Consider the following 26,363-nt stretch of genomic DNA (forward strand, 5'->3'; position numbering starts at 1 on the left):
GGTTGAGATGACAGAGGGGGAGGCCGTTCGGGCACCCGCGCCGTGGTGCCCCTCGCAGGTCGTGACAGACCAGGAGGCCTCCACCATGACCCCCCGTCGCACTCCGCTCTCCCAGCTGGAGCAGGGCATTCCGTTCGAGCAGCGCCACATCGGTCCCGATGACGAGGCGCAGTCGAAGATGCTCGCCCAGGTCGGTTACGGCTCGCTGGACGAACTCACCGCTGCCGCGGTGCCCGATGTCATCAAGAGCGCCGAGGCGCTCGCACTGCCGTCCGCTCGCACCGAGGCCGAGGTCCTCGCCGAGCTGCGCGAGCTCGCGGACCGCAACCAGGTGCTGGCCCCGATGATCGGGCTCGGCTACTACGGCACCTTCACCCCGCCGGTGATCCTGCGCAACGTCATGGAGAACCCCGCCTGGTACACGGCCTACACGCCGTACCAGCCGGAGATCTCGCAGGGCCGCCTGGAGGCGCTGCTCAACTTCCAGACCATGGTCGCCGAGCTGACCGGGCTGCCCACCTCCGGTGCCTCGCTGCTCGACGAGGGCACCGCGGCCGCCGAGGCCATGGCGCTCTCCCGGCGCGTCGGCAAGGTGAAGGACGGTGTCTTCCTGGTCGACGCCGACGCCCTGCCGCAGACGGTCGCGGTCATAGAGACCCGCGCCGAGCCGACCGGTGTCGAGGTCGTCGTCGCCGACCTGTCCGAGGGCATCCCGGCGGAGCTCGCCGAGCGCGGTGTCTTCGGCGTGCTGGTGCAGTACCCGGGCGCCTCCGGAGCGGTCCGGGACATCAAGCCCGTCATCGATCAGGCCCACGAGCTGGGTGCGATCGTCACGGTCGCCGCCGACCTGCTCGCCCTGACCCTGCTCACCTCGCCCGGTGACCTGGGCGCGGACATCGCGATCGGTACCACGCAGCGCTTCGGTGTGCCGATGGGCTTCGGCGGACCGCACGCAGGATTCATGGCCGTGCGCGAGAAGTTCGCCCGCAGCCTTCCGGGCCGTCTCGTCGGTGTCTCCGTCGACGCGGACGGCAACAAGGCCTACCGGCTGGCCCTGCAGACCCGCGAGCAGCACATCCGCCGCGAGAAGGCCACCAGCAACATCTGTACCGCCCAGGTGCTGCTCGCCGTCATGGCCGGAATGTACGCGGTGTACCACGGCCCGGACGGGCTGCGGACGATCGCCCGGCGCACCCACCGCTACGCGACGATCCTGGCCGAGGGCCTGCGCGCCGCCGGGGTCGACGTCGTGACCGGCGCCTTCTTCGACACCCTCACCGTGCGCGTCCCGGGCGGGGCCGCGAAGACCGTCGCCGCCGCCCGTGAGCGCGGGGTCAACCTGCGGCTCGTCGACGCCGACCTGGTCTCCGTCGCCTGCGACGAGACCACCACGCGTACGCAGATCGCCGCAGTCTGGGCCGCCTTCGGCGCCGACGGGGACATCGAGGCGCTGGACGCCACCGTCGCCGACGCGCTTCCCGAGGCGCTGCTGCGCACCGACGAGATCCTCACCCACCCGGTCTTCCACCAGCACCGCTCCGAGACCGCGATGCTGCGCTACCTGCGCAAGCTCGCCGACCGCGACTACGCGCTGGACCGCGGCATGATCCCGCTCGGCTCCTGCACCATGAAGCTGAACGCGACCACCGAGATGGAGCCGGTCACCTGGCCCGAGTTCGGCGCGCTGCACCCCTTCGCACCGGCCGAGCAGGCGCAGGGCTTCCTCACCCTCATCCGCGAGCTGGAGGAGCGCCTCGCCGAGGTCACCGGCTACGACGCCGTCTCCATCCAGCCGAACGCGGGATCGCAGGGCGAGTTCGCGGGCCTGCTGGCCGTACGCGCGTACCACCGGGCCAACGGTGACGACCAGCGCACCGTCTGCCTCATCCCGTCCTCCGCGCACGGCACCAACGCGGCCAGCGCCGTCATGGCCGGCATGAAGGTCGTCGTGGTGAGGACCGCCGACGACGGCGAGGTGGACGTCGATGACCTGCGCGCCAAGATCGAGAAGCACCGCGACGAGCTCGCCGTACTCATGATCACGTACCCGTCGACGCACGGTGTGTTCGAGGAGCACGTCGCCGACATCTGCGCCGAGGTGCACGACGCCGGCGGTCAGGTGTACGTCGACGGCGCCAACCTCAACGCGCTGGTGGGCCTCGCGAAGCCGGGCCGCTTCGGCGGCGACGTCTCGCACCTGAACCTGCACAAGACCTTCTGCATCCCGCACGGCGGCGGCGGCCCCGGCGTCGGCCCGGTCGGGGTGCGCGCGCACCTCGCGCCGTACCTGCCGAACCACCCGCTGCAGCCCGCCGCGGGCCCCGAGACCGGGGTCGGACCGATCTCGGCCGCTCCGTGGGGTTCGGCCGGCATCCTGCCCATCTCCTGGGCGTACGTGCGGCTGATGGGCGGGGAGGGCCTGAAGCGGGCCACGCAGGTCGCCGTGCTCGCGGCCAACTACATCGCCAAGCGTCTGGAGCCGCACTACCCGATCCTGTACAACGGCCCGGCCGGTCTGGTCGCGCACGAGTGCATCGTGGACCTGCGGCCGATCTCCAAGGCCACCGGCGTCAGCGTCGACGACATCGCCAAGCGTCTGATCGACTACGGCTTCCACTCGCCGACCATGTCGTTCCCGGTCGCCGGGACGCTGATGATCGAGCCGACCGAGAGCGAGAACCTCGCGGAGCTCGACCGGTTCTGCGACACGATGATCGCCATTCGCGGCGAGGTCGAGAAGGTGGCCTCCGGCGAGTGGAGCGCGGACGACAACCCGCTGCACAATGCTCCGCACACCGCGGCGATGCTGGGCGGGGAGTGGAAGCACGGGTACAGCCGTGAGGTGGCGGTCTTCCCGGCCGGCGTCTCGGCCGCCGACAAGTACTGGCCGCCGGTGCGCCGGATCGACGGCGCCTTCGGTGACCGCAACCTCGTCTGCTCCTGCCCGCCGCTGGACGAGTACGACAACTGAGTCATGAGCGCGGGGGAGTGACGCGGGCATGCGTCGGGGCCGGTTCGGAGAATTCTCCGGGCCGGCCCCTGCTCGTACCGGCCGCGGTCAGGCGGCCTTCATCACCCGGTCGGTCCCCAGGGGCCGGTGCGGAGCGATGATCTGACCGTCGGGGAGCAGCTCACCGGTGTCCTCGAAGAGCAGGACTCCGTTGCACAGCAGGCTCCAGCCCTGCTCCGGGTGGTGGGCCATCAGGCGGGCGGCTTCCCGGTCGGCTGAATCGGCGGTCGGGCATGGTGGCTGGTGCTGGCACATGGCTGGGTTCTTTCGCTGCGTTGTAGTGAATGTCCTGCGGCTTGATGAGGTGTTCATGGCCGCCCCCCGTATCGATCGGTCCGGTCCCAGTGTTGCCCCACGGGCGTCATTCCGCAGGCATTTCGCAGCAGCACTTGTCCTTACTCGAAGGACGCGTCACCCGCGCGGACGGTTCACCGCAATTGCACTGTCACTTCGGGTGGTTCGGGGTGGCCGGACCGGGCTAGTCCGGTCGGGCACCGAAGTGCGCCCCCTCAGCGCTGTGCCCCGCCACCGGGGACGGTGGCGGGGCACAGCGTTCTCGTACGGGGTCCGGTCCTCAGGCCGGTGATCCGAGCAGGGGGCCGGGGCCAGGGGTGATGCGCAGCGTCATCACGCGCAGCAGATCGGCGACCCGGTGCGGGCGATGGGCCGCGATGCCCGGCGGGGCGGGAGCCAGCGGAACCAGGAGATCGGCGGGGGCGAGCGCCCCGCCGGCGGCGTCGGCCTCGGCGTCGCCGTGGAGCCACAGCGCGAGCATGTAGAGCTCCGGGATGGACAGCAGCCGTGGCTGGTAGTGACTGGTCACCGTCTCGGCCTGGCGCAGGGCGAGTTCGGTCGAGGCGATGTAGGGGCCCTCGAAGAAGTGCGAGAAGGTCCAGCCGTCCGGAGTGAGCATGGTGTCCGCCGCGGCGACGGGCTGCTCCGAGCCGCGGATCAGGAACCGCCACCCGGCCAGCCTGGTGGCGGGAGCGAGCCCGCCCGGCCCGATCCGGTCCAGTACATGGACGGGGAGCGGGAGTTCGGGGCTCAGCGGTCCCTCGGCGGATCGGAGGGCTGGGGTGCGGGCCTCGCGGACTGCGGTGGGTGAACCGAGTGCCGCGAGAACGCTGCGCAGAGCGGGCGCGGGAGCCGGAGGAACATGCAGCGGCATAGTGGGTCGCCTCTCACTTCGGAGACACGGTGGTGCGTGGGCGGGTGCAGACGGCGCTGTCGGCATGCGGGGCCAGAGGAGGCCGGTGACTGAGCCGGTGCGTCAACTCTCTGCCTCGTCCGCGGAGTTTATACGACACGTGTTCACGCGGTGATTCCACTAGCCGTCGCAGGTATTGCCGACAAGGCGGTATCGAGACTTTATTATGCGGAGAATCTGCTGATTTTGCGTCAGCGGCGCAGCCGCCGCCTGGGATTTTTCCCCGGGCGCGGACGGCTGAAACGCGACCGTGTATTCACCGTGCGCCGGGCGGGGAAACCGGTGCTGCACCATGCCCATGGAATGTGCCTCGGGCGGGCGCACTCAGATTACTGGGTCCGCGGCGTTCGCGGGGGCGTTATGGATCACCCGGCCTGGGCATTATCGATCGTGACGCGAGCGGCCTGGGCCGCGGGCCGCCCACTTGAGGGAGGGACGCTCCGATGGGGGAGAAGGTCGTGGCGGGCGCCTTTGACCTGTCCGATCGGCAGGGGTACCGGAGGAAGCTCCACCAGTGCCTGGAGGGGCTGGAGCGGCTGTTGGAGGAGCGGAGGTTCGACCGGCCGCGCAACCTCATGGGCGTGGAGATCGAGCTGAATCTCGCGGGCGCCGACGGCATGCCGAAGATGATGAATGGGGAGGTCCTCCCACGCATCGCGAGCCGTGATTTCCAGATGGAACTCGGGATGTTCAATTTGGAGGTGAACATAGTCCCGCACCGCCTGGACGGGCAGGTTTTCGACCAGTTGGCCGAAGAGCTCAGGACCGGGCTCGGATATGCCCACCGGAAGGCGGGCGAGGTCGACGCCGGGATCATGATGATCGGTATTCTGCCCACCCTGCGCCGCGAGGACCTCGTCGCGGCGAACCTCTCGGACGCGGACCGCTACACACTGCTCAACGATCAAATCGTGGCCGCCCGGGGCGAGGATTTCTCCCTCGATATCCAGGGCGTGGAGCGGTTGGTGTCCACCTCCGCCTCGATCACCCCGGAGGCCGCCTGCACCTCGGTCCAGCTCCACCTGCAGGTGACACCGGGTCGATTCGCGGCCGTGTGGAACGCCGCCCAGGCCGTCGCCGGGGTCCAGATCGCACTGGGCGCCAACTCGCCGTTCCTGTTCGGCAGGGAGCTGTGGCGGGAGTCGCGGCCGCCGCTCTTCCAGCAGGCCACCGACACCAGGCCGCCCGAACTCCAGAACCAGGGAGTGCGGCCCAGGACCTGGTTCGGTGAACGGTGGATCGGCTCGGCGTACGAGCTCTTCGAGGAGAACCTGCGCTACTTCCCGCCGCTGCTCCCGATCTGCGACGAGGAGGAGCCGCTGCGGGTCCTGGACGAGGGCGGGGTGCCGCGGTTGCAGGAACTGGTGCTCCACAACGGCACGGTCTACCGCTGGAACCGGCCCGTGTACGGGCTGGCCGACGGCGTCCCCCATCTGCGGGTGGAGAACCGGGTCCTGCCCGCCGGACCCACGGTCACCGATCTGATCGCCAACGCGGCCCTGTACTACGGGCTCGTGCGGGCGCTCGCCGAGGAGTCCCGCCCGGTGTGGACGCGGCTGCCGTTCGCCGCGGCGGAGGAGAACTTCGACACGGCGTGCCGCCTGGGCATCGACGCGGAGCTGACCTGGCCGCGTCCCGGCCGTGCGGGCGGGCTCACCCGGGTGCCCGCCGTCAAGCTGGTACGCGACGAGCTGCTGCCGCTGGCCGCGGCGGGGCTCGATGCCTGGAACATCGAGCCCGCTGACCGCGACCGCTACCTCGGCGTCATCGAGGAGCGCTGCAAACGACGGGTGAACGGGGCTTCCTGGCAGGCGGACACCTACCACCGGGCACGGGAGGCAGGGCTCGACCGGCACGCGGCGCTGGCCGCGACGACCCGGCGGTACGCCGAGCTGATGCACAGCGGGGAGCCCGTGCACAGCTGGCCGACGGGTGCTCCCAAGCCCTGACCAGGGCAACGCGGATGCCGTGGCCCGGCTCCCCGAGCGGTACGGCCGGTCGGGACCGGCCGTGTCCGGGGGCAGGGCCTGTCCGGCGGATCGGGGCGGACAGGCCCTAGTCCTGGCCGGCGTGACCGCTCTGGCCGGCCGTCATGATGGCCTGCAGGATCACCGTCTGGATCTCGGCCGGGTCGATGACCTGGTAGCCACCGCCGCCGGTCACCTTCGCTATCTCGTTCACCTCATCGCGGTCGGCCTCGGGACCGACCGCGATGGCGAGCAGCGGCACCGGACGCTCCGGATCGGCGATCCGCCTCAGTTCCGCGATCAGTGCACTGCGGGAGATGGAGAGGCTGTCCTGGTTCGAGCCGTCGGTGAGGATCACGACCGCGTTGAACTTGCCCTTCACATAGGTCGCCTGGGCGTCCTTGTAGGCGGCGAGCATGGTGTCGTAGAGACCGGTCGCGCCGTCCGGTACGGGTTGCAGCGCCGCGAAGGCCGCGGAGAGCTTCTCGCGGTGGGTGCCGCCGCCCTTCGCCGGATCGCCCAGCCTGGTGGCCGGGACCAGTTTGCGGTAGTCCTTGTCGCCGTCGAGCCTGGTGGCGAACTCCCAGAGCCCGATCTCGTCGTTCGGGGTGAACTGGTTGAGGGCCTGGATCAGGGACGCCTTGGTGACGTCCATCCGGGACTGGTTGCGTCCCGGGACGATCGTGGCCATGGACCCCGAGGCGTCGACGACCGTGGTCAGCCGGGCGCTCTGCACCGTGATCGTCCACATGCCGAGGGTCTGCTGGAGCGCCTCGGCGGTCGGTGCGTCGGCGCCCGCGGTGGCATAGGGCTGGGGCTTCTTGCCACCGGCCGGAGCGACCACCGACTCGCCCGCGGTGCCGTCGGCGTTCCTGAAGCCGTGCTTCTCCAGTGTGGCCTGCGAGGCGGGTTCGTCCAGCAGCGTTCTGAACCGCAGCGCCGCCCGGCTCTCGGACGTGCTCATAGCGGTCTCGTCGACCATCGTGTAGGGGTAGTTGAGCAGCGGTGTGCCGTCCTCGGGGTAGAAGAGATCGAGCTTTCCGCTGCCGGTCGACTCAGCGTTGTGGGTGAAAGCGGCCTGCTCGGAGAGGGGCACCGCCTGGTTGCGTTCCGGGTTGCCCTGTTCGGCGCCCGAGTCGCCCTGTGCCAGGGTCTCCAGCACCTGGGCGTCACTGTCCGACATGCGCTGCGCGAGCAGCTTGGCGGTCGCCGCGACCCTGGTGTCGCTGTCTCCGCCCTGCTTCTCGGAGGACGCACCGATGCTGGTGAGCGCCAGCAGGCCGGTGGCGCTGCGTGCGGGGTCGGCCGAGCCGAGGCGCATTTTGTCCGATTCCATGGCGGCGGCCGTCAACTCCGCCCAGGAGTACTTCTTCTTCGGCCAGCCGAGGCCCTTGGCCGCGGACGGAACCATGGCCAGGGTCACGGGGGAGGACGCGATGGAGTCGCCCGGTGTGACCGGGACGCCGTCACCGGAACCCTTGGCCCGGTCGGGCCAGAGGTCGGAGTCGGGCAGCCAGATCTGGAAGTCCGGGGTACGCGTGCCGTCGGAGAGGGCACCGGCGACCTTGTAGGAGTCGCGGGCGACCACCGTCACGTACAGACAGCGACCGTCGGAACGCACCTCGTCCTTGCGCGCCTTGTCGGCGATGGCGCGAACGGCGGGGGCGATGTCCGGGGAGGCCATCATGGACAGGCGTACGGCGGAGTCCTCGCAGCTCTTCGAGAACGACAACAGGCCGCTTTGCGCCGCTACGGCCGTGCCCGCCACCACTGCGAGGACGAGCGTGGTGGCGATCACAACGGTACGCCGACGGCGTGGTGGTGATCCGTCCCCGCTTCCGTCTCCCGCGTAGTCATCGGGCAAGCTGTGACGTCCCATGTCGGTGGTGCCCCTCCTTGAGGATGAACAAGGAAAAAGGGGGACCACACCATCGGCAATGGTGGTTGTCCCCCGGCCTGTCGCGCATGATCTTCGTACCTGCATTCGAGACCCTAGCCGGAGGGGGAGCAGGATGGGGAGTGAATGCACAACTCAAGGCAGGTGTACAGGTGGAGGCGGGGCTTATGGCTGATTCTTTCCCCCGGGAGGCTTCTTCGCGACGGATCCTGCGGTCCGAAACGATCCTCGTGCTGGCTCTCTCATTGGGCGCCAGCGCGGTGTCTGCCCTGATCAGTTTTGTCGGATCACTGACGAAACCAGGGGGTTTGAAGGATCAGGCGGCGACGCTCAACAGCTCGTACGCTCCGGGACGTCCATGGCTGGATCTCGCCTGGCAACTCTTCGGTATCACGACGGCCCTGGTGCCCGTCGCCCTGGTCGCGCATCTGCTGATCAGGGAGGACACCGGGCTGCGGGTCATCGGTTTCGACCGCACCAGGCCGTGGCCGGACCTGGGACGCGGCACGATGGTCGCGGCGGGGATCGGAAGCGCCGGCCTCGCCTTCTACCTGGTGGCCAGGGCCGCCGGATTCAACCTGACCGTGGTCCCGGAGTCACTGCCCGACGGGTGGTGGAAGTTCCCGGTCCTGATCCTGTCCGCGATCCAGAACTCCGTCGTGGAGGAAGTGATCGTCGTCGGGTATCTGCTGCGCAGACTGGGGCAGTTGGGGTGGACGCCGATGGCGGCACTGGTCGCCAGTTCGGTGCTGCGCGGCTCGTACCACCTGTATCAGGGGATCGGCGGCTTCATCGGGAACATGGTGATGGGCGTCGTCTTCGTACTGCTGTACCGGCGTTGGGGGCGGGTCGGGCCGCTGGTCGCGGCGCACGCGCTGCTGGATATCGGGGCGTTCGTCGGATACGCGCTGCTGGCGGGGAAGGTGGGCTGGTTGCCCACGCCGTGAAGGCCGTGAAGGCCGTGAGGGTTGTGGGGTACGGGACGCGTGCAGGGGAGGGTGCGGGGGAGTGGTGGAGCGGTCCTCGGGGCCCCGCACCCTCGTCCGAGGGTCAGAGCGATGCGAGCAGTTCGCCGTCGATGACCGTCACGGCGTCGCCCGTCAGCAGAGTGCGGTCGCCGCGCAAAGCGGTCCGTACCAGGCCGGAACGGGCGGAGGCCTGTAGCCCGGTCAGTTCGTCACGGCCGAGGCGGGCCGACCAGAAGGGCGCCAGCGCGGTGTGGGCGCTGCCGGTCACGGGGTCCTCGTCGATCCCGACGCGCGGGAAGAAGCCGCGCGAGACGAAGTCGTAGCCGCGGGCCGGGTCCTGCGCGGCGGCCGTGACGATGACGCCCCGCCGGGACACGTCTGCCAGCCTGGCGACATCGGGGGTCAGCCCTCGTACGGTCGCCTCGTCGGACAGTTCGACGAGCAGGTCGCCGATGTGCGGGCCGGTGTCGTGGACGGAGAGCGGTTCCGCGCCCAGGGCGGCGGCCAGCCCGGCCGGGGTGGCCTCCGGTGTCAACGGGGACGTGGGGAAGTCGAGGGTGATCCCGCCGTCGGGGCGGGCGGTCGCGGTGAGGATCCCGCACCGGGCCGCGAAGCGCACCGTGCCGCTCGCCGTCCCGGTGGTGTGCAGGACGTGCGCGGTGGCGAGGGTGGCGTGCCCGCACATGTCGACCTCCGTGGTCGGGGTGAACCAGCGAAGCGCCCAGTCGGCCTCGCCGCCCGGAGGCAGTGGATGGGCGAAGGCGGTCTCGGAGAGGTTCACTTCCATGGCGATCCGCTGGAGGCGATCGTCGTCGGCGAAGGTGTCGGAATCCAGGATCAGGACCCCCGCCGGGTTGCCGGTGAAGGGGCGGTCGGTGAACGTGTCGACGATTCGAATCCTCATGCCGCGACCATACGTACGGTGCGGAGCCGTACGCCAAGGCCAATTCCGTGTCCTTGGCCCCCTGCGGCACTGGACCGTCCTTGCCGCACCGCACTACCTTGCCGATGTGGATCTCTTCTCACGCTCCTGGACCGCGCTGCGTACGGCGGTCGCCGAGCTTCAGGACGAGGACTTCGCGCGGCCGTCCGGCTGTGCCGGCTGGCTGGTGAGGGACCTGGTGTGCCATCTGGTCATCGATGCCCAGGACGTCCTGATCACCCTTGCGACGCCCGCCGGGGCGGAACCGACCCGCGGCGCGGTGACCTACTGGAACGTCTCGAAGACGCCGCCGACCGGCGACGATCCGCTGGATGCGCTGATCGTCCGGCTGGCCGCGGCGTACGAGGAGCCGCGCCTGCTCAAGTTCCACCTCGACGACGTCGGTTCCGCCGCCGGCCGCGCCGCCGCACTCGCCGACCCGGCTCTCCGGGTCGGCACCCGTGATGTGGTCCTCACCGCGGGCGACTACCTCCGTGCGTACGTCCTGGAGTGGACGCTGCACCACCTCGACCTCGGCGCGTACGTTCCGGGCGCGGCCGAACCGCCTGCGGAGGGGCTCGCCGGGTCCCGGGAGATGCTGGAGACCATCGCCGGGGCGGCGTTCCCCGCGTCGTTCTCCGACAAGGACGCGCTGCTGGTCGGCACGGGACGGCGTGCGCCGACCGGCGCGGAGCAGGCGGCACTGGGCGAACGGGCCGCGAAGTTCCCGCTCTTCCTCGGATGACGGCCGGGGCACATCGCGCCTGAGCGGTGCGATGGCGCGGCGGCTCGGATTCGCGGGAGCCCTGCCGCCACCGGCCTGCTCGACGGCCCGTCCACAGCATGGGGGGGGGGTGGCATGGGCAGCGTCCCGGGATTCGATCCCGTCACCGAGCACGAGAAGACCCGCGCCGCGCTGCGTGCCGACGCCCGCGACGGGTGCGGCTGCTGGGCGAGGTTCCTGATCCTGACGCGTCCTCCGGTGTTCCGGTGTTCCGGTGTGGACGCTGGGCGACGTCGGTACCCATCTCGCGGCCGTGTATCTCGCGTACTGCTCCATCGTCTCCGCCGTCGGGTCCGTGGAGTGGGACACCGGTCCTGCCGCCGGGCGACGCGCCGTTCACCGAGCGGATCGCGGCCATGGACGCCAAGTCCGTCGACCTCCTCGGCGGCGACGGACACGCCCGTCCCGGCGACTTCGTCGCCGAGCGGGGCGAGACGTTCCTGCGGATCACCGAGGGCCTCGCCCCGGACACCCCCGTCACCGTGCCCCGGTACGGGCAGCGGGCGACGATCACGTTGGCCGCGGTGACCGGTCTGATGCCCAGTGAGAGCCTCGTGCACGGCCTGGACATCGCGCGCGGCGCCGGGCTCCCGTGGGCGATCGGCCCGGACGAGGCGCGCCCGGTGCTCGGGCAGTCGATGCCGACGATGGTGGCGCCGGCCCTGCACACGGCGAGGGCCCGGGGCGTCAGCATCGCGTTCGACCTCAGGATCAAGGGCGGTCCGCGGCCGGCGGCCGTCGTCGACGACGGGACGATGACGGTGACCCGCGACGCCCCGCCACGCGCGTACGACTGCACGATCACGGCGGCGCCGGCCACGCTCCTGCTGGTCTCCTTCCGGCGCACGCCGATCTGGAAGGCGATCGCGCGAGGCGGGATGCGGGCCGGCGGACGCAGGCCGTGGCTCGCCACGAGACTCCGCGAACTCGTCGCCACCCCCCTGACCTCGTCGCCCCTCCCTGACCGGGACAGCCCTCAGAAGATGAGGCCGCGCATCTACTGCGGGAGGTTTTCCGCGATCTCGCGGAGCCACGGGCTGCGGACGGCCGGCAGCCGGACCAGGGTGTGCCGGAACGCTGCCGCGTCGGCCCGGAACAGGTGGTCGGGGCGCGGCAGGGGCGGATCCACGTCGAGGACGCCGTCGGGCATGACTCCCGATGTGGGGACGGGCAGGTCCGGCTCGGGGTGGACCAGCCACAGCCACACCCCGAACGGCAGCGGCACCGGGTACGCGGAGACGGCCGGGCCGGCCGGGGTCCAGGTCTTCCCCGTCTGCGGATGGACCGGCACGAGGAGGATGTCGGCTTCCGCGTCGGGAGCAGGTAGCTCCGGTCCTGCCAGGACGGCGTGCCGGGCGGGCGGGCCGGCGGGCAGGATGGCGTCGAGGGCGTGTTGGAACACCTCTGTGATCAGGCCGTCAGGGACGATCACGGGGTGGCCTCCCGAGGCAGCCAGCAGGTGAGCGAGTGCCCGTCCGGCTGCCGCCTCCCACTGCGGGCTCCAGGACCACCGGTGGCCGGATCCCAGCGGCCGGCCCCAGCCGGTGAGCGGCTCGTACGGGGGCGTGCCCGTCCCCTCCGCCATCAGCTCCGCCCAGGAGAGCGGTGCGGCGGCGGTGCCGTCGACGGGGAGGCGGCGCACGGCGTCCGGGACGAGCCACACCGCCTGCCAGAGCGAGCAGTCGTCGATCCTGCTGGCCACGGGCAGGCCGCACGCCTCGCAGGCCATGTTGGGGCCGTCGGACCCGTCGAGGCCGCAGCAGTATCCGCCGGCCATCTCCGGGATCAGTACGGTGCTGCGGATGTCTCCGGGGGCGATGGCGACCATGCCGGGCGGGCCGTCGGACAGGCCGTGGACCGGTGCGTAGATGCCGCGGGCCTCGGCTTCGTCCGGATCGATCTCCTCCCACCTCCGCCACGGCGGCCCCCAGGGCTCCGGCTCCACGGCGAACGTGCCCGACTCCATGAGGACGGGGAGCTGATTCCCGTTCCCGTACTTCTGATGGGCATGGGCCGGCAGGGCGACCTCGGACAGCGGCGCGGTCAGCGTGGCGCCGCACCCCGCACACTCGAATACGAACAAATGCCCTCCACTTGAGAAACAGGGGCATCGTCGCAGCCCGGCGGCGACCGGCCAACGCATTTTTGGCCGCCGCGGGTCCGAGGCACAGCTTGCTGCGCAGGGTCAGTGGTGGAGCAACCACCGGACCCGGTCGTACGCGGCGATGTGGTACAGGACCAGGACGGCCAGGAACCAGCGGGCGGTTCCCCGCAGGCCGGCATGGCGCAAGGCCGCCCAGGCCCCGCCGAACACGCCCAGCTCCAGCAGAAGTCGCAGCGGCCCGGGGGTGTTGAAGGTCGTCCCGCCCGAGCGGGCTTCGTCGCCTGCGGTGGCGAAGTCGCCCCACACAATGGCCACCGCCACCGGTATCGCGACCGCCGCCAGGTACCGCAGCGAGCCGGGCACCCGGCGCCAGCCCCACAGTCCGAAGCAGAGGAGCGCGAAGACCTCGAGCAGGAATCGAAGGCCCAGGAAGGCCGGGTTGTAGGCCAGGGCCAGATCCGCCGTCGTGCTCACTGCGTTCCCTCTCTCATCGATCCGGAGACGGCATCCCGGCGAGCGACGCGTGATCAGTGACGGGCCGTCGCGATGAGGCGTCTCAGCGAGGCGTGTCCGGGTGGGCCCCAGGTGGGTTTGCCGCCGGGGCGGCCGTGGACGCCTGCCTCTCCGATGAGGATGCAGACGAGGGCTTTCACCACCGCCCAGCCGCGGGCGCGGCGCAGGGTCGCGGAGTCCGCGGCCGGTCGGTAGGCGTCATGGAAGCGGTCGACGGCGCCGTCCGGCAGCAGGAGCCAAGCAGCGGCGAGATCGCAGGCCGGGTCGCCCGCGAAGAGGTCGCCGAAGTCGATCACACCACAGAAAGTCCCGTCTTCGGTAAGGACGTTGGCGGGGTGCAGGTCGCCGTGGAGCCACAGCGCCGGGCCTGACCAGTCGGGAGCGGCGACGGCGTCTTCCCAGACCGCGCGGACGGCGTCCGGGTCGGGGATCAGTCCCTGCTCGGTGGCCGAGGCGAGTTGCCGGGTGAACCCTTCGGTGTGGTCGGCCAGCGGTCCTCCGCGGCCGCGGCCGGCCGGAGCACCGTCGGGGGCGGGTCTGTGAAGGGCCGTCAGGAAGGCGGCCAGGGCGTCGGCCGATTCCGCGACGCGTGTGGCGGGGGCGCGGTCGGCGGGCGTTCCGGGCACCCAGGTGGTGACGATCCAGGGCCGCGGAAAGCGCGCCGAGGGCTCACCGATGCGCTGTGGGACGGGGACCGGAAGGGGAAGGCGCGGGGCGAGACCGGGCAGCCAGTCGTACTCCTTGCGCAGCAGCTCGTCCGCCGACTCCGTTGCCCAGGGCAACCGGACGGCCAGGTCGTCGCCGAGCCGCCACAGCTGGTTGTCCCAGCCGTGTGCGCCGAGCTGCACAGGGTGATCGGCCAGGTCGGGGTGCTGGTCGTGCAGCAGTTCCAGGATCAGATCCGCGGTCATTTCGATCTCGGAGTGGGTCATGCGGAGCCACGCTAGCCGGATGATGGCCGGCCGCTTGTGACGCAGAGCACTCCGTGCCGCTCGATCTCGATGGAACGGACCCGGCGCGGGGCCGGGTCGGTGTGGGGATTGTCAGGCGATCGGTTCCGATATATCGTTGAAGCATCGCGACAGATCAACGATAGAAGGAGTAGAGCGATGCGTTCACATGGACACGGGCAAGAGTTCGGACATGGGCGTGGACACGGGCACTGCGGGCCCGGTCATCAGGGGCGTGGTGAGTTCGAGGGGCGGCGGGCGGCCTTCGGGCAGTTCGGGCCGCCGTTCGGGGGTGGCCCCTTCGGCGGTGGCCCCTTCGGGGGTGGGCGTGGTCGGGGCGGCGGTCGGGGGAGGGCACGGCGTGGTGACGTACGCGCTTCGATCCTGGCGCTGCTCAAGGACCGGTCGATGCACGGGTACGAGATGATCCAGGAGATCGGCGAGCGCAGCGGCGGGGCCTGGCGGCCCAGTCCGGGCTCGGTCTACCCGACCCTTCAACTGCTGGAGGACGAGGGCCTGATCGTCAGCGCGAGCGAGGGCGGCAAGAAGCTGTTCACGCTCACCGACACCGGCCGCGCCGAGGCGGAGTCGGGGCCCGAGGCGCCCTGGGAGGAGGCCGGGCGCGGTGTCGACTGGGAGAGCGTCAATGAGATCCGGCAGGCCGGATTCGGCCTGATGGAGGCGTTCGGCCAGGTCTGGAAGACCGGCTCGGCCGATCAGCGGGAGAAGGCTCTCACGGTCATCAATGACGCCCGGAAGAAGCTGTATCTGATCCTTGCCGACGAGCACTGAGCCCCTGGGTGTGGTTGCCCGTGGGCGTGGTGCCAAGGGCCTCGCGGCCGAGCCGCGAGGCCCTTTCCGTCGGCCGGGTGGTGTCAGGCGACGATGAGCCCGCCCAGTTTGCGCAGTGACTCGACGAGCGCGGCCGTCGCCGAGTCCTTGAGCTTTCCGGCCATCAGGGAGACCGCGGCGCCGGTGAACTCCCCGTCGATGCGGACCGTGGTCGCGTCCCCGTCGGGGGTCAGCGAGTAGCGCATGGCCAGGTTGACGCCCATCGGGCCCTTGCCCTTCGTGGTCAGCAGGCGCGCGGTCTCCAGTTCCGCCACCGTCCAGGTCACCTCGGCCGGGAAGCCCATGAGCTTCATGTTCTCCTCGTAGGTGGCGGCGAGTTCGAGTGTCGCCGGACCGCCCTTGGGGAAGCTGGTGTGGGTGGCGTTCCACTGACCGTACGCGGTGAAGTCCGTCAGCTGGGCCCACACCTTCTCGGCCGGTGCTTCGATGCGTGCCTCTGCACTGACTTCGGCCATGTGACCACCCCTTCTCGGCGGGTTACGGTGTCGCGGAACGTAGCCGCAGTGGCCGGAACATTCAATACTGATGAACTGTCAGATCTATGTGGCCGTTCCCGTCCGCTCCCGCGCGCCAGATCAGAGCGGCGTCGAACCGGTCGAAGGCGCGGGGGTGCGGACCGTCGTCGTGGCAGTGGAACGCGGCCCAGAAGAGGTCGGCGCGCAGCGCGTCGGCCGGGGCGTGGACCCGGTACACGTACTCCCGTCCGTCGAGTGCCGGCAGGGCGACCAACCAGGACACGTACGCGGGCTCCCTTCCGGCTGTGGCATGGAGGTATGGCCTGTGGGACGTCCAGGGGTGGTTTCCGGTTGCCTGGGGAGCGCGTGGCAAGGCGGCGCGCGCCCTTTTCGCCGATCGGATCCGGAAATGGCGAGATCTCATCCGCAAGGAGGAGAAACCGTTCGGGTGTGCCCAACTTGCGTGGGATGCCTGGATGGGCCCATCCGGGGATGTATTCGCGCTCCGGGCCTGATGGGGTGAGAGATGTGCAGAACCGGACGCCGCGGATCCCCCAGCAACCCGTACCGAACCGCGCCGAGCTCGACGCCAGACTGGCCGTGGAGCTGGCCGCCGTGGTGACGGGCGCCCGCAGGCGTGCGCTGCGCGACGGCGACCGGCAGATCGACACGGCGCATCTGCTGCACTCCCTCATCGAATCGGACCCCGCGGTGCGGGCGGCCTTCGAGGGCGGACCCCAGCTGGCCAGGGTGCTCGGCTACCTCGTCCAGCGCAGTATCGGATACGGACTCCGCTGGCAGGGTTCGGTCGAGGACTCCGGTGCCGTCCCGGTCGTCCCGGACCCGGGGGTCGTCGTGCGGGGCACGGATCCCGTCGTCCGGGGCACGGGGATGGAGGGCTGGTCGCCCTCGGCCGCTTCCGCGATGGCCGGGGCGCTCGACCGGGCGGAGTCGCGCGGCGACGTACGGGCGCGAGGGCTCGATCTGCTCGCGGCACTGGCCTCGGACCACGAGTGCCGGGCCGTGGAGGTGCTGGTACGGGGCGGGGTCGACGCGGACCGGCTCGCCGCCCGGGTCGCGGATGTTGCCGGGCAGGGCGTGCCGGAGGGCGGAGTCTGAGCGTCCGGCCCTGGGAGTAGATGGGGCGGCCGGTGTGGAGCCGTCCGGACGGGCGGTGTGGAGCCGTCCGCCCGGCAGCGGGCCTGTCAGGGGTGACCGGGGGTGACGCCCCTGACCGCAGCTGTCATGATGGGCCGATGCACGCGTCTCAGGGGAGAAGCGCCAGCCTGGGACTAGCCCTGGCCTCGGCGTTCGCATTCGGTGGTTCAGGGGTGGCGGCCAAGCCGCTGATCGAGGCAGGGCTCGATCCGCTCCATGTGGTGTGGCTGCGGGTGGCGGGCGCGGCGCTGGTCATGCTGCCGGTGGCCTGGCACCATCGGGATCTGGTGCGCAGCCGGCCGGTTCTGCTGCTCGGCTTCGGGCTGCTCGCCGTCGCGGGTGTGCAGGCCTTCTACTTCGCCGCGCTCTCCAGGATCCCGGTCGGGGTCGCGCTTCTCGTCGAGTACCTCGCGCCCGCGCTCGTGCTCGGCTGGGTCCGGTTCGTCCAGCGAAGGCCGGTCACCCGGCGGGCCGCGGTCGGTGTGGTGCTCGCCGTCGGCGGACTGACGTGCGTGGTCGAGGTCTGGTCGGGGCTGAGCTTCGACGTGGTCGGGCTGCTGCTGGCGCTCGGTGCCGCCTGTTGTCAGGTCGGCTACTTCGTTCTGTCGGACCAGGGGAGTGCGGACGGCGCGGACGGTGTCGAACCGCCGCATCCGGTCGGGGTCATCGCGTACGGGCTGCTGATCGGCGCGGCCGTTCTCACCGTGGTCGCACAGCCCTGGGGCATGGACTGGTCGGTCCTGGGCGGCACGGCGGGCATGGACGGCACGGATGTTCCGGCCTGGCTGCTGCTCGTCTGGATCGTGCTGCTGGCGACCGTGATCGCGTACGTCACCGGGGTGATCTCGGTGCGGCTGCTCTCACCCGCGGTGGCGGGCGTGGTCGCCTGTCTCGAGGCGGTCATCGCCACGGTGCTCGCCTGGGTGATGCTCGGCGAGCACCTGTCGGCGCCCCAGCTCATCGGCGGTGCCATGGTGCTGATCGGTGCCTTCATCGCCCAGTCGTCGACACCGCGGACGCACTCGGGGCCCGTCGCGTCGGGACCGGGCACGGGGGCCGCCGAGGTGTCGGGCGTCGGCCGGACTGCTGCCGCAGGTCCGGTTGCCGGTCGTGCCACTGCCGAGGGGGAGTTGTCCGCCGGTCGCGCCGCTACGTGACGTCCCACCCGTGATGGCGGCGGGTGACGGGCGGGCCGCCTCCCGGTGGCGGGCCCGCACGTCACCCGGTGTGCGTCAGAGTGCGGTGATGTAGTCCGGCACGCCGATCGCGGGGTCGAGGTCGTCCGAGGGCAGCGGCGTCGCATAGCCGCGGGCGAGCGGGACGACACCTGCCCAATGGGGGAGCGCGAGGTCGCGGGGTTCGTCGTTGGGGCCGCCCGTGCGGATCTTCGCGGACACCTCCCGCAGGTCCAGCCGGATCACCGCGGTCGCGGCGAGCTCCTTGTCGTCGGCGGGCCGGGAATCGGCGGACCGGCCGGGCACCACATGGTCGACGATGGCGTCGAGTGCGGTCCGCCGCTCCCGGGGATCGGTGACCGTGTGCGCGACGCCGTGGACCACCACGGAGCGGTAGTTGATCGAGTGGTGGAAGGCGGAGCGGGCCAGCACCAGTCCGTCGACATGCGTCACCGTGAGGCACACGGGCAGACCGGGGTCGGTGCGGCCCGCCTCGCGCAGCGGACGGGAGCCCGTCGAGCCGTGTACGTAGAGCCGGTCGCCGATCCGGCCGAAGAGCGTCGGCAGGACGACGGGCGCGCCGTCATGGACGAAGCCGAGGTGGCAGAGGTATGCCTCGTCGAGTATCGAGTGGACCACCTCCCGGTCGTATGACGCCCGTTCACGGGAACGGGTCGGGATGGTGCGCTCGGTCGGCTCGTAACCGCCTGCTGCGGCGTCCGGGGTCGTGGTCTGCGGCGCTGCGGTGTCCGACATTGCGTACTCCATTGCACTAGTGCATAATCTTGTTTGTGCTAGGAGAGTATCGGATTGTTGGGCGGCGCGCATCGGAGATTGCCGCCAGTGTGGAGCGCGGGGTCGGCTCCGGTGAGCTCGAACCAGGCCAAGTGCTGCCTCCCATGCGGGAGTTGGCGGATCGGTTGGGGGTCAACCCGAATACGGTGGCGGCCGCCTACCGCACGCTCCGCGAGCGCGGGGTGATCGAGACGGCGGGGCGCCGGGGCAGCCGGGTTCGGCCGCGTCCCGCGAGTACGGCGCGTGGTTCGCTCCGGGTCGAGGCGCCGGCGGGCGTCCGGGACCTGGGCGCGGGCAACCCCGATCCGGAGCTGCTGCCCGCGCTGGGGGATGCCTTCGCGGCGGTCGCGCAGGAGTATGCGCGGCAGCCCGGGATGTACGGGCAGGCGCCGGTGGACCCGGAGTTCGCCGCGCTCGCCCGTGCCGCGCTGGATGCGGACGGGGTGCCGGCCGGGCCCGTGGTCGCGACCTCGGGATCGCTGGACGCGATCGAGCGCGTTCTCGTCGCGCACCTCAGACCCGGCGACGCGGTGGCCGTCGAGGACCCCGGCTGGGGCAGCATGCTGGATCTCGTACCGGCGCTGGGGCTGCGTCCCGTGCCCGTCGCGGTCGACGACGACGGGCCGGTGCCCGACGCCGTGGAGAAAGCGCTGAACGCCGGTGCCCGCGCGCTCGTGGTCACCGGCCGCGCGCAGAATCCGACCGGGGCGGCCATCACCGCCGGACGCGCCTTCGAGTTGCGCGGAGTCCTCGCCGGACACCGCGGCGTACTCCTGATCGAGGACGACCACGGGCACGGCATCGTCGATCTGCCGCTCCATCCCCTGTCCGGTGCCACGGACCGCTGGGCCTTCGTGCGGTCCGTCGCCAAGGCGTACGGGCCGGACCTGCGGGTCGCCGTGCTGACCGGTGACCGGGTCACGGCCGACCGGGTGGCGGGGCGCCAGCGGCTGGGCCCCGGCTGGGTCAGCAGACTGCTGCAACGGGCCGTGGTGCACCTGTGGACCACGGGCGCGGTCGATCCGGGGGAGGTGGCGCGGGCGTACGCGAAGCGGCGGGACGGTCTCGTGCGGGCGCTGGCGGAGCGGGGCGTGGCCGCCCACGGGCGCAGCGGGATGAATGTGTGGGTGCCGGTCGGCGACGAGACCGGTGTCGTGGCGAGGCTGCTGCACGCCGGCTGGGCCGTGGCGCCCGGGGCGCGGTTCCGGCTGGCCGCGCCCCAGGGAATCCGGCTCACCGTCTCGTCGCTCGCCGAGGACGAGATCGGACCACTCGCGGATGAGGTGGCGGCAGCGGCGGGACCGGTGAAGCCGCTGACCTACGGATGATCCCCGGCTCTGATCCCGGTCCTGGCGCCGGCCCTGATCCCGGACCCGGCTTCGGTCCTGGTCCCGGAACCGGTCCCGGCTCCGCCGCTGGGTGCCCGGCCGGTGGATGCCCGGCCGCCCCGGGCCCTGCTCTGGGTGAGGGCGGCGCCCGCCAGGACCACGAGGGCGCCCACCGGAGTGTTCCAGCTCAGCTGCTCGCCGAGCACGATCACCCCGGCGGCGGTGGCGATGACCGGGATGAAGTAGGTGACCATCTGCGCGGTCGTCGGCCCGACCTCCGCCACCAGGCCGTACTGCACCAGGACCGCGAGGCCGGTGCCGAGCGCACCGAGGGCGACCACTGCCAGGGTCGGGAGCAGCGGGAACCCGTCGGGGGCCGAGGTGAACAGCGGGGTCACCAGGGCGATCTGCGCCGTGCCCAGGAAGAGCTGGCTGCCGGTGAGCGCCAGCGTCGACGAGCCGCTGCCCGCCAGCGTCCGGCGGACGTAGATCCAGCCGATCGGATAGCTGAGGGAGGCGAGCAGAGCCATCGCCGTGCCGCCGAAGTCCAGCCCGGAGAAGCCCTGCCAGGCGCCCAGCACGGTCAGCACGCCGAGGAAGCCCAGCCCGAGTCCGGCGACCCGGCGACGGGTCGGCCGGTCCTCGGAGAGCGCGACGAGCGACAGCGCCATGCCCCACAGGGGCGATGTCGCGTTGCAGATGCCCGCCAGAGTCGACGGAATGGTCAGCTCGGCATAGGCGAAGAGCGAGAACGGAAGCGCGTTCAGGAAGAACGCGGCGACCGCCAGGTGCCCCCATGTGCGGGCACCCCGGGGCAGCCGCTCGCGCCGGACCGCCATTGCGACGGCCAGCACCGCGGTGCCGGACAGCAGACGGCCCAGGGTGACCTGGAACGGGGCGTACCCCTCGGTGCCGACCTTGATCAGCAGGAAGCTGAAGCCCCAGATGAGCGAGAGCGCCCCGAAGCGGATGCGCCAGTCCAGCGCCGGGCGGGCGGCGGGCGCCACGGGCGGGCTCGGGGCGGCGGACTCGGTGGCAGGCGTGGTTCCCGGTGCGGTGGTTCCCGGTGCGGCGGTGGCGCTCATGGGTCAACGATGGCGGCCCTGACCGCGTAGGACAAGCGAGACTTTGTGCGGGTGTCTGCGTAGCATTGCTTACATGTTGAATCTGGAGCGCCTGCGTACCCTGGACGCACTGGCCCGGCACGGTTCCGTGGGCGGCGCCGCCGAAGGGCTGCACGTGACCACGTCGGCGGTCTCCCAGCAGATGGCGAAGCTGGAGCGGGAGGTTGGGCAGCAGCTACTGGCCAGGAACGGGCGCGGCGTCCGGCTCACCGACGCAGGCCGGCTGCTCGCCGACCACGCGGCCCGGATCCTGTCCCAGGTCGAGCTCGCCCAGTCCGACATCGAGGCACAGCGCGGTGAGGTGGTGGGCGAGATCCGGCTCTCCGCCTTTCCGACCGCGGCACGCGGACTCTTCCCCGCCGCGCTCCGCGCGCTGCGCGGCGACCACCCCGAACTGCGCGTACGTACCCGGGAACTGGAGCCCGAGGACGGAATCCGTGCGGTGATCAGAGGCGACATCGACCTCGCGGTGGTGCTGGACTGGAGCAATAAGCGGCTGCCCGTGCCCGCCGGCCTGGCCAAGGCCGAACTCCTGGACGACGCACCGGACATCGCGATGCCGGCCGGCCATCGGCTCGCCGACCGGGACCAGGTGGACCTGGAGGAGTTCGCCGACGACGACTGGGTCTCCTGGCCCGAGGGCGAATTCTGTTACGACTGGCTGATGTTCACCCTCCGCTCCAAGGGCATCGAACCGCGCATCGCGCACCTGGCGGGCGAGCATCACACCCAACTCGCCCTGATCGCTGCCGGGATGGGCGTCTGTGTGGCGCCGAGGCTGGGCCGCGGTCCGGTACCCGACGGGGTGCGGCTCGTGCCCGTACGGCAGAAGATGCGACGTCACGTCCACGCCGTCTGGCGTACCGACGCGGACCGGCGTCCGTCGATCAGGGCCGCGGTGGCCGCCCTGCGCGCGGCGGGGCTGGAGCTGGACGCGCAGTGAGCCACGGCCATCGGCCCGGTGTGCGGGGGATTACCCCAGCACCGGGGTCCACCGATCGGTGGACGGCAAGTTCAACCTGACACCTCTGTCCGTCAACTGCCCTGTTCAACAAGGCTTTCGGGCATGAATTCATTCACTGTGCGCATGGCGCGCCGAAGCGCGCGGCACCCCTGGCGGGCGGTCGTCGGCTGGCTGGTGTTCGTGGTGCTCTGCCTGGTCGTCGGCGGAGCCGTCGGCACCAACAGCGCGAAGACGGCCGACTTCCGTGTCGGCGAGGCGGGCCGGGCCGAGGCGATGGCGGCCGAGGGACACCTGGAGCGCCGTTCCACCGAGCAGGTGCTGATCTCCACTCGGTCGGGCACCCCCGACAGGCACTCGGCCGAGGAGGCCGCCCGGGATCTCACGACCCGGATGAGGAAGCTGCCGGAGGTCGCGGACGTGGCCGCGCCGCTCTGGTCCGGCGGCGGCCGGATCCTCATGGTCGAAGTGGCCCTGAAGGGCGAGGAGCGGGACGCGAAGGACAAGGTCGACGCCGTCGCGGCGCAGACCTCGGCCGTTCAGAAGACCCGTCCCGGGCTGCTGCTGGAGGAGACGGGCAGCCCCTCCATCAGCAAGGGGGTCGACCAGCAGCGCGGCGACGACCTGGCGCTGTCCGAGAAGATCACCCTTCCCGTCACCCTGGTCACCTTGCTGGTCGTCTTCGGATCGGTCGTCATGGCCGCGGTGCCGCTGCTGCTCGCCCTCACGTCGATCGCGGCGGCCATCGGCCTGTCGATGGTGGTCTCGCACGTCTCACCCGACGCCGGGGTCGGCACGAACGTCATCCTGATGATCGGTCTCGCCGTCGGGGTCGACTACACGCTCTTCCACCTCAAACGGGAGCGCGAGGAACGGGCACGCAGCGGCGGCCGGCTGAGCACCGAGGCGCTGGTGGAACTGGCCGCGGCCACGTCGGGCCGGGCGGTCGTGGTGTCGGGGCTGGCGGTCGTCATCTCCACCGCGACGCTGTATCTGGCCTCCGACGTGATCTTCTCCTCGCTGGCCACCGGCACCATCGTGGTCACACTGGTCGCCGTGGCCAGTTCACTGACGGTGCTGCCCGCGCTGCTGACCGTGCTCGGGAAGCGGGCGGAGCGACGGGCACGACGCCGCGCGGAGCACGGGAAGTCCGCCCCGCGCCCCCGCCGCGAGGGTGGCGGCCGGATCTGGACGGCGCTGCTGCGGCCTGCGGCCCGGCACCCCCTCGCCACGCTCTGCGTCCCGGTCCTCGCCCTGATCGCGCTCGCGCTGCCACTGGCCGGACTGAACATCACGGAGATGAGCCGGGACACGCACTCCCGCGAGATTCCCGCGATGCGGGTGTACGACCGCCTCAACGAGGCGTTCCCCGAGCAGCGGGTGACGCACGACGTCGTCGTGCGCGCCGATGCCTCGCGCAGTGGGGAGGTCACCGGCGCGCTGCGCGAACTGGCCCGGCTCACCGACGGGGACCCGCTGTTCACCGACGGTCCGCGCATCGAGACCTCGGCCGACCACCGGATCAGTGTGCTGCGGCTGAAGGTGCCGCACCTCGGCAACTCCGCACAAGCCCGCGACTCCCTCGGCCATCTGAGAGACGAGTACCTGCCCGCCACCGTCGGACGGGTCCGGGGAGCCGAGTACGGCGTCAGTGGGGACGTCGCCCGGTACGCCGACTACCCGGCCCATCAGAACAGCAGGATCCCGCTCGTCCTCGGGGCGCTGCTGCTGGTGACCTTCGCGATGACCGTGTACGCCTTCCGCTCCGTGGTGCTCGGCCTGCTCGGGGTCGTACTCAACCTGCTCTCCGCCGCGGCCGCGCTCGGACTGCTCGTCCTCGTCTTCCAGGGCACCTGGGCCGAGGGGCTGCTGGGCTTCGACTCCACCGGCTCGATCGGCTCGCGCGTCCCGCTCTTCCTCTTCGTGATCCTCTTCGGACTCTCCATGGACTACCAGGTGTTCGTGGTGAGCCGGATCAGGGAGGCCGTGCTCGCCGGTGTCCCCACACGGCAGGCGGTCCTGGACGGGCTCCGTACGTCGGCGAGCGTGGTCACCAGCGCCGCGGTCGTGATGACGACCGTCTTCGTGAGCTTCGTCCTGCTGCACATCATCGAGATGAAGCAGATCGGCTTCGTACTCGCGGTGGCCGTGCTGCTGGACGCCTTCGTGGTCCGCATCATGATCCTGCCGGCGGCACTGCTCCTGCTGGGCGAGGCGACCTGGTGGCCGTCGCGTCCCGCCCCGGCCGGATCGGACCGGACCGTACGCGACGAGCCACTGGCCGAAGTACGTTGATCGGCATGACCGCTCTCGCCGGGACCTCGGCCGACGCCTTCTGGACCACATCGCTGCGCCGCTGGAACGCAGTGTGCTGGGTGCTGTTCGCCGCGATGGCCGCCGGGCTCGCCGCCATGGACGGATCCGTCCGGGACCGGTACGCGTCACTCGCGCTGCTCGGCTGCGTGGTGCTCTGCTACGCGCTCCTCGACCGCTTCCCCGACAACCCCCTCGTACGGCCGCACGTCTACCTCTGCGTGCTGGTGCTCGCGCTCGGCGGGCTCGCCCATCTGGGCGGCAGCTACGCGGCGCTGTTCATGGTGACGCTGCCGCACTACTGGATGTTCGGGCGGACCCCCAGGACCTCGATGGGGTTCCTGGGGCTGGCGACGGCGGCGACGCTGGCGGGGAGCTGGTACCGGGAGGGCGGATCGCTGCAGTTCTTCGCCGAGACCATGGTGTCCACCCTGATCGTCGTCGCCGTGGGGGTCCTGATCGGACTGTGGGCGCACTCGGTGGTCGCACAGAGCACCGAACGCGCCCGGCTGATCGTCGAGTTGGAACGGACCCAGGCGGAGCTTTCCGAGGCGCACCAGCGCCAGGGGGCGGCGGACGAACGGGAGCGGATGGCACGGGACATCCACGACACCCTCGCGCAGGGCCTCGCGTCGATCGTCGTACTGGCGGAGGCGGCGCGGGCGGGACTCGACGCGGAGCCGGCCCGCAGCGCCCAGCAGCTGCGCTCGATCGAGTCCACGGCCCGGGAGAACCTCGCCGAGGCCCGGGAGCTGGTCGGCTCGGCCCGGCAGCGGGGTGGTCCGGCTGCCGGGTCGGTGGCACAGACGCTGCGCCGCGTCCTGGACCGCTTCGCGGAGGACACCGGGCTCACGGTGGCCGGCGATCTGGCGGACGTCGAGTGCGACCAGCAGACCCGGATCGCGCTGCTGCGCTGTACGCAGGAGTCCCTGGCCAACGTGCGCAAGCACGCGCGCGCCTCCACGGTCGGTGTGATGCTGACCCACGGGCCGCACGCGGTGGAGCTGGAGGTCACCGACGACGGCATCGGATTCGTACCGGAGGAGTCGAAGGGGTTCGGGCTCGACGGGATGCGCAGACGCCTGGCGGAGCTGGGCGGCCGGCTCACGGTCACCAGCTCCGTCGGCGACGGCACCAGGGTCCTGGGGGTGATCCCGCTGGAGCCGGCGCCCGGGGACGGCGATGTGGCGAACGACGCGGAGAGCGAGGGGACGCGATGACCGGCGGCCGGATCAGGGTGGTCGTGGTGGACGACCACACCGTCATGCGGGCGGGTGTCGTCGCCCTGCTCGCCGGTGAGGACGGGATCGAGATCGTCGGGGAGGCGGGGGACGGCAGGGACGCCCTCGACCTGGTGGCACGGCACGACCCCGACGTCGCCCTGGTCGACCTGCGGATGCCGGTGCTGGACGGGGTGGGGGCGACCACCGAGATCGTCGCCCGGTACCCGCGCACCCGGGTCCTGATCCTGACGACCTACGACACCGATCAGGACATCGAGCGCGGGGTCGAGGCGGGCGCCATCGGCTACCTCCTGAAGGACACCACCCGCGAACAGCTCGCCGACGCCATCCGCTCGGCGGCGCGCGGCGAGACCGTCCTCGCGCCCCGGGTGGCCGAGAAGCTGATCGCGCGGATGCGGCGCCCGGCCCAGGAGCCGCTCACCGCCCGCGAGACCGACGTGCTCGACGCGGTGGCCGACGGGCTGACCAACGCCGAGATCGGCAGACGCCTCGTCATCGCGGAGGCCACGGTCAAGACCCACCTCCTGCGCCTGTTCGCCAAGCTCGACGTGAGCGACCGGACGCGCGCGGTGGTGGTGGCCATGGAACGGGGGCTGCTGAGACGCCCCTGAAGACGCCGCGGAACGGGCCGGACGC

Annotated in this window: 23 protein-coding genes; 12 read left to right on the forward strand and 11 right to left on the reverse strand. The window is 71.2% G+C overall.

Annotated features, from left to right (window positions below; genetic code table 11):
- The first annotated feature begins 85 nt into the window (after positions 1–85).
- Positions 86–2,971, forward strand: coding sequence for an aminomethyl-transferring glycine dehydrogenase (gcvP, locus tag OG842_RS33560; RefSeq protein WP_266735539.1), 2,886 nt, complete (start codon positions 86–88; stop codon positions 2,969–2,971).
- A gap of 87 nt (positions 2,972–3,058) precedes the next feature.
- On the opposite strand, the gene OG842_RS33565 is transcribed toward gcvP, so the two are convergent.
- Both OG842_RS33565 and OG842_RS33570 read right to left on the reverse strand, forming a co-directional pair.
- Positions 3,059–3,265: a DUF5999 family protein gene (locus tag OG842_RS33565; protein ID WP_323185865.1), complete on the reverse strand. Its 207-nt coding sequence runs from the start codon at positions 3,263–3,265 to the stop codon at positions 3,059–3,061.
- A gap of 319 nt (positions 3,266–3,584) precedes the next feature.
- Positions 3,585–4,178 (reverse strand): hypothetical protein, encoded by a 594-nt coding sequence (locus OG842_RS33570; RefSeq protein ID WP_266735537.1) that lies wholly within the window; start codon positions 4,176–4,178, stop codon positions 3,585–3,587.
- Positions 4,179–4,660: 482 nt separating this feature from the next.
- Between OG842_RS33570 and OG842_RS33575 the strand changes: the two genes are divergently transcribed.
- Complete coding sequence (locus OG842_RS33575; protein ID WP_266735535.1) at positions 4,661–6,166, forward strand: glutamate-cysteine ligase family protein; 1,506 nt, start codon at positions 4,661–4,663, stop codon at positions 6,164–6,166.
- 106 nt (positions 6,167–6,272) lie between these two features.
- Here OG842_RS33575 and OG842_RS33580 read toward each other — a convergent pair whose 3' ends face one another.
- On the reverse strand, positions 6,273–8,063 hold the full coding sequence (locus tag OG842_RS33580) for a substrate-binding and VWA domain-containing protein (RefSeq protein WP_266735533.1): 1,791 nt from the start codon (positions 8,061–8,063) through the stop codon (positions 6,273–6,275).
- A 185-nt stretch (positions 8,064–8,248) separates the two neighbouring features.
- Here OG842_RS33580 and OG842_RS33585 point away from each other — a divergent pair, with 185 nt between their 5' ends.
- A complete protein-coding gene (locus OG842_RS33585; protein ID WP_266737297.1) occupies positions 8,249–9,028 on the forward strand; it encodes a CPBP family intramembrane glutamic endopeptidase in 780 nt (259 codons plus the stop codon).
- 103 nt (positions 9,029–9,131) lie between these two features.
- Here OG842_RS33585 and OG842_RS33590 read toward each other — a convergent pair whose 3' ends face one another.
- Positions 9,132–9,953 (reverse strand): PhzF family phenazine biosynthesis protein, encoded by an 822-nt coding sequence (locus OG842_RS33590; RefSeq protein ID WP_266735531.1) that lies wholly within the window; start codon positions 9,951–9,953, stop codon positions 9,132–9,134.
- A gap of 106 nt (positions 9,954–10,059) precedes the next feature.
- Here OG842_RS33590 and OG842_RS33595 point away from each other — a divergent pair, with 106 nt between their 5' ends.
- The gene (locus tag OG842_RS33595; protein ID WP_266735529.1) at positions 10,060–10,716 is read left to right on the forward strand and encodes a maleylpyruvate isomerase N-terminal domain-containing protein; all 657 of its coding nucleotides are present in this window, start codon (positions 10,060–10,062) and stop codon (positions 10,714–10,716) included.
- Positions 10,717–11,752: 1,036 nt separating this feature from the next.
- Here OG842_RS33595 and OG842_RS33600 read toward each other — a convergent pair.
- The 3 genes from OG842_RS33600 to OG842_RS33610 form a co-directional block, all read right to left on the reverse strand.
- Positions 11,753–12,838: a hypothetical protein gene (locus OG842_RS33600; RefSeq protein WP_266735528.1), complete on the reverse strand. Its 1,086-nt coding sequence runs from the start codon at positions 12,836–12,838 to the stop codon at positions 11,753–11,755.
- A 102-nt stretch (positions 12,839–12,940) separates the two neighbouring features.
- Complete coding sequence (locus OG842_RS33605) at positions 12,941–13,333, reverse strand: YrdB family protein (RefSeq protein ID WP_266735527.1); 393 nt, start codon at positions 13,331–13,333, stop codon at positions 12,941–12,943.
- Between the two features lie 53 nt (positions 13,334–13,386).
- Positions 13,387–14,304, reverse strand: coding sequence for an aminoglycoside phosphotransferase family protein (locus OG842_RS33610; RefSeq protein WP_266735525.1), 918 nt, complete (start codon positions 14,302–14,304; stop codon positions 13,387–13,389).
- Positions 14,305–14,481: 177 nt separating this feature from the next.
- Between OG842_RS33610 and OG842_RS33615 the strand changes: the two genes are divergently transcribed.
- Positions 14,482–15,114 carry a PadR family transcriptional regulator gene (locus tag OG842_RS33615; RefSeq protein WP_266735523.1) on the forward strand — a complete coding sequence of 211 codons (633 nt, stop codon included), beginning with the start codon at positions 14,482–14,484 and terminating at the stop codon, positions 15,112–15,114.
- 83 nt (positions 15,115–15,197) lie between these two features.
- On the opposite strand, the gene OG842_RS33620 is transcribed toward OG842_RS33615, so the two are convergent.
- Both OG842_RS33620 and OG842_RS33625 read right to left on the reverse strand, forming a co-directional pair.
- The gene (locus OG842_RS33620; protein WP_266735522.1) at positions 15,198–15,629 is read right to left on the reverse strand and encodes a type II toxin-antitoxin system Rv0910 family toxin; all 432 of its coding nucleotides are present in this window, start codon (positions 15,627–15,629) and stop codon (positions 15,198–15,200) included.
- A gap of 61 nt (positions 15,630–15,690) precedes the next feature.
- Positions 15,691–15,912 (reverse strand): hypothetical protein, encoded by a 222-nt coding sequence (locus tag OG842_RS33625; RefSeq protein ID WP_266735520.1) that lies wholly within the window; start codon positions 15,910–15,912, stop codon positions 15,691–15,693.
- Between the two features lie 245 nt (positions 15,913–16,157).
- Between OG842_RS33625 and OG842_RS33630 the strand changes: the two genes are divergently transcribed.
- Positions 16,158–16,748: a Clp protease N-terminal domain-containing protein gene (locus OG842_RS33630; RefSeq protein ID WP_266735518.1), complete on the forward strand. Its 591-nt coding sequence runs from the start codon at positions 16,158–16,160 to the stop codon at positions 16,746–16,748.
- Between the two features lie 137 nt (positions 16,749–16,885).
- The gene (locus OG842_RS33635) at positions 16,886–17,944 is read left to right on the forward strand and encodes an EamA family transporter (protein WP_266735516.1); all 1,059 of its coding nucleotides are present in this window, start codon (positions 16,886–16,888) and stop codon (positions 17,942–17,944) included.
- Positions 17,945–18,019: 75 nt separating this feature from the next.
- Here the strand turns inward: OG842_RS33635 and OG842_RS33640 are convergent, their stop codons facing one another.
- The gene (locus OG842_RS33640) at positions 18,020–18,718 is read right to left on the reverse strand and encodes a pyridoxamine 5'-phosphate oxidase family protein (RefSeq protein WP_266735514.1); all 699 of its coding nucleotides are present in this window, start codon (positions 18,716–18,718) and stop codon (positions 18,020–18,022) included.
- 35 nt (positions 18,719–18,753) lie between these two features.
- Here OG842_RS33640 and OG842_RS33645 point away from each other — a divergent pair, with 35 nt between their 5' ends.
- Entirely contained in the window at positions 18,754–20,085 is a 1,332-nt protein-coding gene (locus tag OG842_RS33645) for an aminotransferase class I/II-fold pyridoxal phosphate-dependent enzyme (RefSeq protein WP_266735512.1), read from the forward strand.
- On the opposite strand, the gene OG842_RS33650 is transcribed toward OG842_RS33645, so the two are convergent.
- Positions 20,076–21,170: a DMT family transporter gene (locus OG842_RS33650; RefSeq protein ID WP_266735510.1), complete on the reverse strand. Its 1,095-nt coding sequence runs from the start codon at positions 21,168–21,170 to the stop codon at positions 20,076–20,078. The two genes, OG842_RS33645 and OG842_RS33650, sit on opposite strands and share 10 nt — an antisense overlap.
- A gap of 73 nt (positions 21,171–21,243) precedes the next feature.
- Here OG842_RS33650 and OG842_RS33655 point away from each other — a divergent pair, with 73 nt between their 5' ends.
- The 4 genes from OG842_RS33655 (at position 21,244) to OG842_RS33670 (ending at position 26,338) form a co-directional block, all read left to right on the forward strand.
- Complete coding sequence (locus OG842_RS33655) at positions 21,244–22,152, forward strand: LysR family transcriptional regulator (protein ID WP_266735509.1); 909 nt, start codon at positions 21,244–21,246, stop codon at positions 22,150–22,152.
- Positions 22,153–22,275: 123 nt separating this feature from the next.
- Positions 22,276–24,465 (forward strand): MMPL family transporter, encoded by a 2,190-nt coding sequence (locus OG842_RS33660; RefSeq protein WP_266735507.1) that lies wholly within the window; start codon positions 22,276–22,278, stop codon positions 24,463–24,465.
- Between the two features lie 5 nt (positions 24,466–24,470).
- On the forward strand, positions 24,471–25,703 hold the full coding sequence (locus tag OG842_RS33665; protein ID WP_266735506.1) for a sensor histidine kinase: 1,233 nt from the start codon (positions 24,471–24,473) through the stop codon (positions 25,701–25,703).
- Positions 25,700–26,338 (forward strand): response regulator, encoded by a 639-nt coding sequence (locus OG842_RS33670; RefSeq protein ID WP_266735504.1) that lies wholly within the window; start codon positions 25,700–25,702, stop codon positions 26,336–26,338. Before OG842_RS33665 ends, OG842_RS33670 begins: the two co-directional genes overlap by 4 nt.
- Positions 26,339–26,363: the final 25 nt, after the last annotated feature.

The organism is Streptomyces sp. NBC_00376, from assembly GCF_036077095.1.
Classification (GTDB): Bacteria; Actinomycetota; Actinomycetes; order Streptomycetales; family Streptomycetaceae; genus Streptomyces.

Excerpts from the sequence above, each read along its gene's own strand:
- OG842_RS33655 (WP_266735509.1), top strand. The coding sequence starts at position 21,244 with ATGTTGAATCTGGAGCGCCTGCGTACCCTGGACGCACTGGCCCGGCAC.
- OG842_RS33590 (WP_266735531.1), bottom strand. The coding sequence starts at position 9,953 with ATGAGGATTCGAATCGTCGACACGTTCACCGACCGCCCCTTCACCGGC.
- OG842_RS33660 (WP_266735507.1), top strand. The coding sequence starts at position 22,276 with ATGAATTCATTCACTGTGCGCATGGCGCGCCGAAGCGCGCGGCACCCC.
- OG842_RS33620 (WP_266735522.1), bottom strand. The coding sequence starts at position 15,629 with ATGGCCGAAGTCAGTGCAGAGGCACGCATCGAAGCACCGGCCGAGAAG.
- gcvP (WP_266735539.1), top strand. The coding sequence starts at position 86 with ATGACCCCCCGTCGCACTCCGCTCTCCCAGCTGGAGCAGGGCATTCCG.
- OG842_RS33640 (WP_266735514.1), bottom strand. The coding sequence starts at position 18,718 with ATGTCGGACACCGCAGCGCCGCAGACCACGACCCCGGACGCCGCAGCA.
- OG842_RS33610 (WP_266735525.1), bottom strand. The coding sequence starts at position 14,304 with ATGACCCACTCCGAGATCGAAATGACCGCGGATCTGATCCTGGAACTG.
- OG842_RS33585 (WP_266737297.1), top strand. The coding sequence starts at position 8,249 with ATGGCTGATTCTTTCCCCCGGGAGGCTTCTTCGCGACGGATCCTGCGG.
- OG842_RS33635 (WP_266735516.1), top strand. The coding sequence starts at position 16,886 with ATGCACGCGTCTCAGGGGAGAAGCGCCAGCCTGGGACTAGCCCTGGCC.
- OG842_RS33650 (WP_266735510.1), bottom strand. The coding sequence starts at position 21,170 with ATGAGCGCCACCGCCGCACCGGGAACCACCGCACCGGGAACCACGCCT.
- OG842_RS33615 (WP_266735523.1), top strand. The coding sequence starts at position 14,482 with ATGCGTTCACATGGACACGGGCAAGAGTTCGGACATGGGCGTGGACAC.
- OG842_RS33570 (WP_266735537.1), bottom strand. The coding sequence starts at position 4,178 with ATGCCGCTGCATGTTCCTCCGGCTCCCGCGCCCGCTCTGCGCAGCGTT.
- OG842_RS33670 (WP_266735504.1), top strand. The coding sequence starts at position 25,700 with ATGACCGGCGGCCGGATCAGGGTGGTCGTGGTGGACGACCACACCGTC.
- OG842_RS33665 (WP_266735506.1), top strand. The coding sequence starts at position 24,471 with ATGACCGCTCTCGCCGGGACCTCGGCCGACGCCTTCTGGACCACATCG.
- OG842_RS33565 (WP_323185865.1), bottom strand. The coding sequence starts at position 3,265 with ATGTGCCAGCACCAGCCACCATGCCCGACCGCCGATTCAGCCGACCGG.
- OG842_RS33575 (WP_266735535.1), top strand. The coding sequence starts at position 4,661 with ATGGGGGAGAAGGTCGTGGCGGGCGCCTTTGACCTGTCCGATCGGCAG.
- OG842_RS33580 (WP_266735533.1), bottom strand. The coding sequence starts at position 8,063 with ATGGGACGTCACAGCTTGCCCGATGACTACGCGGGAGACGGAAGCGGG.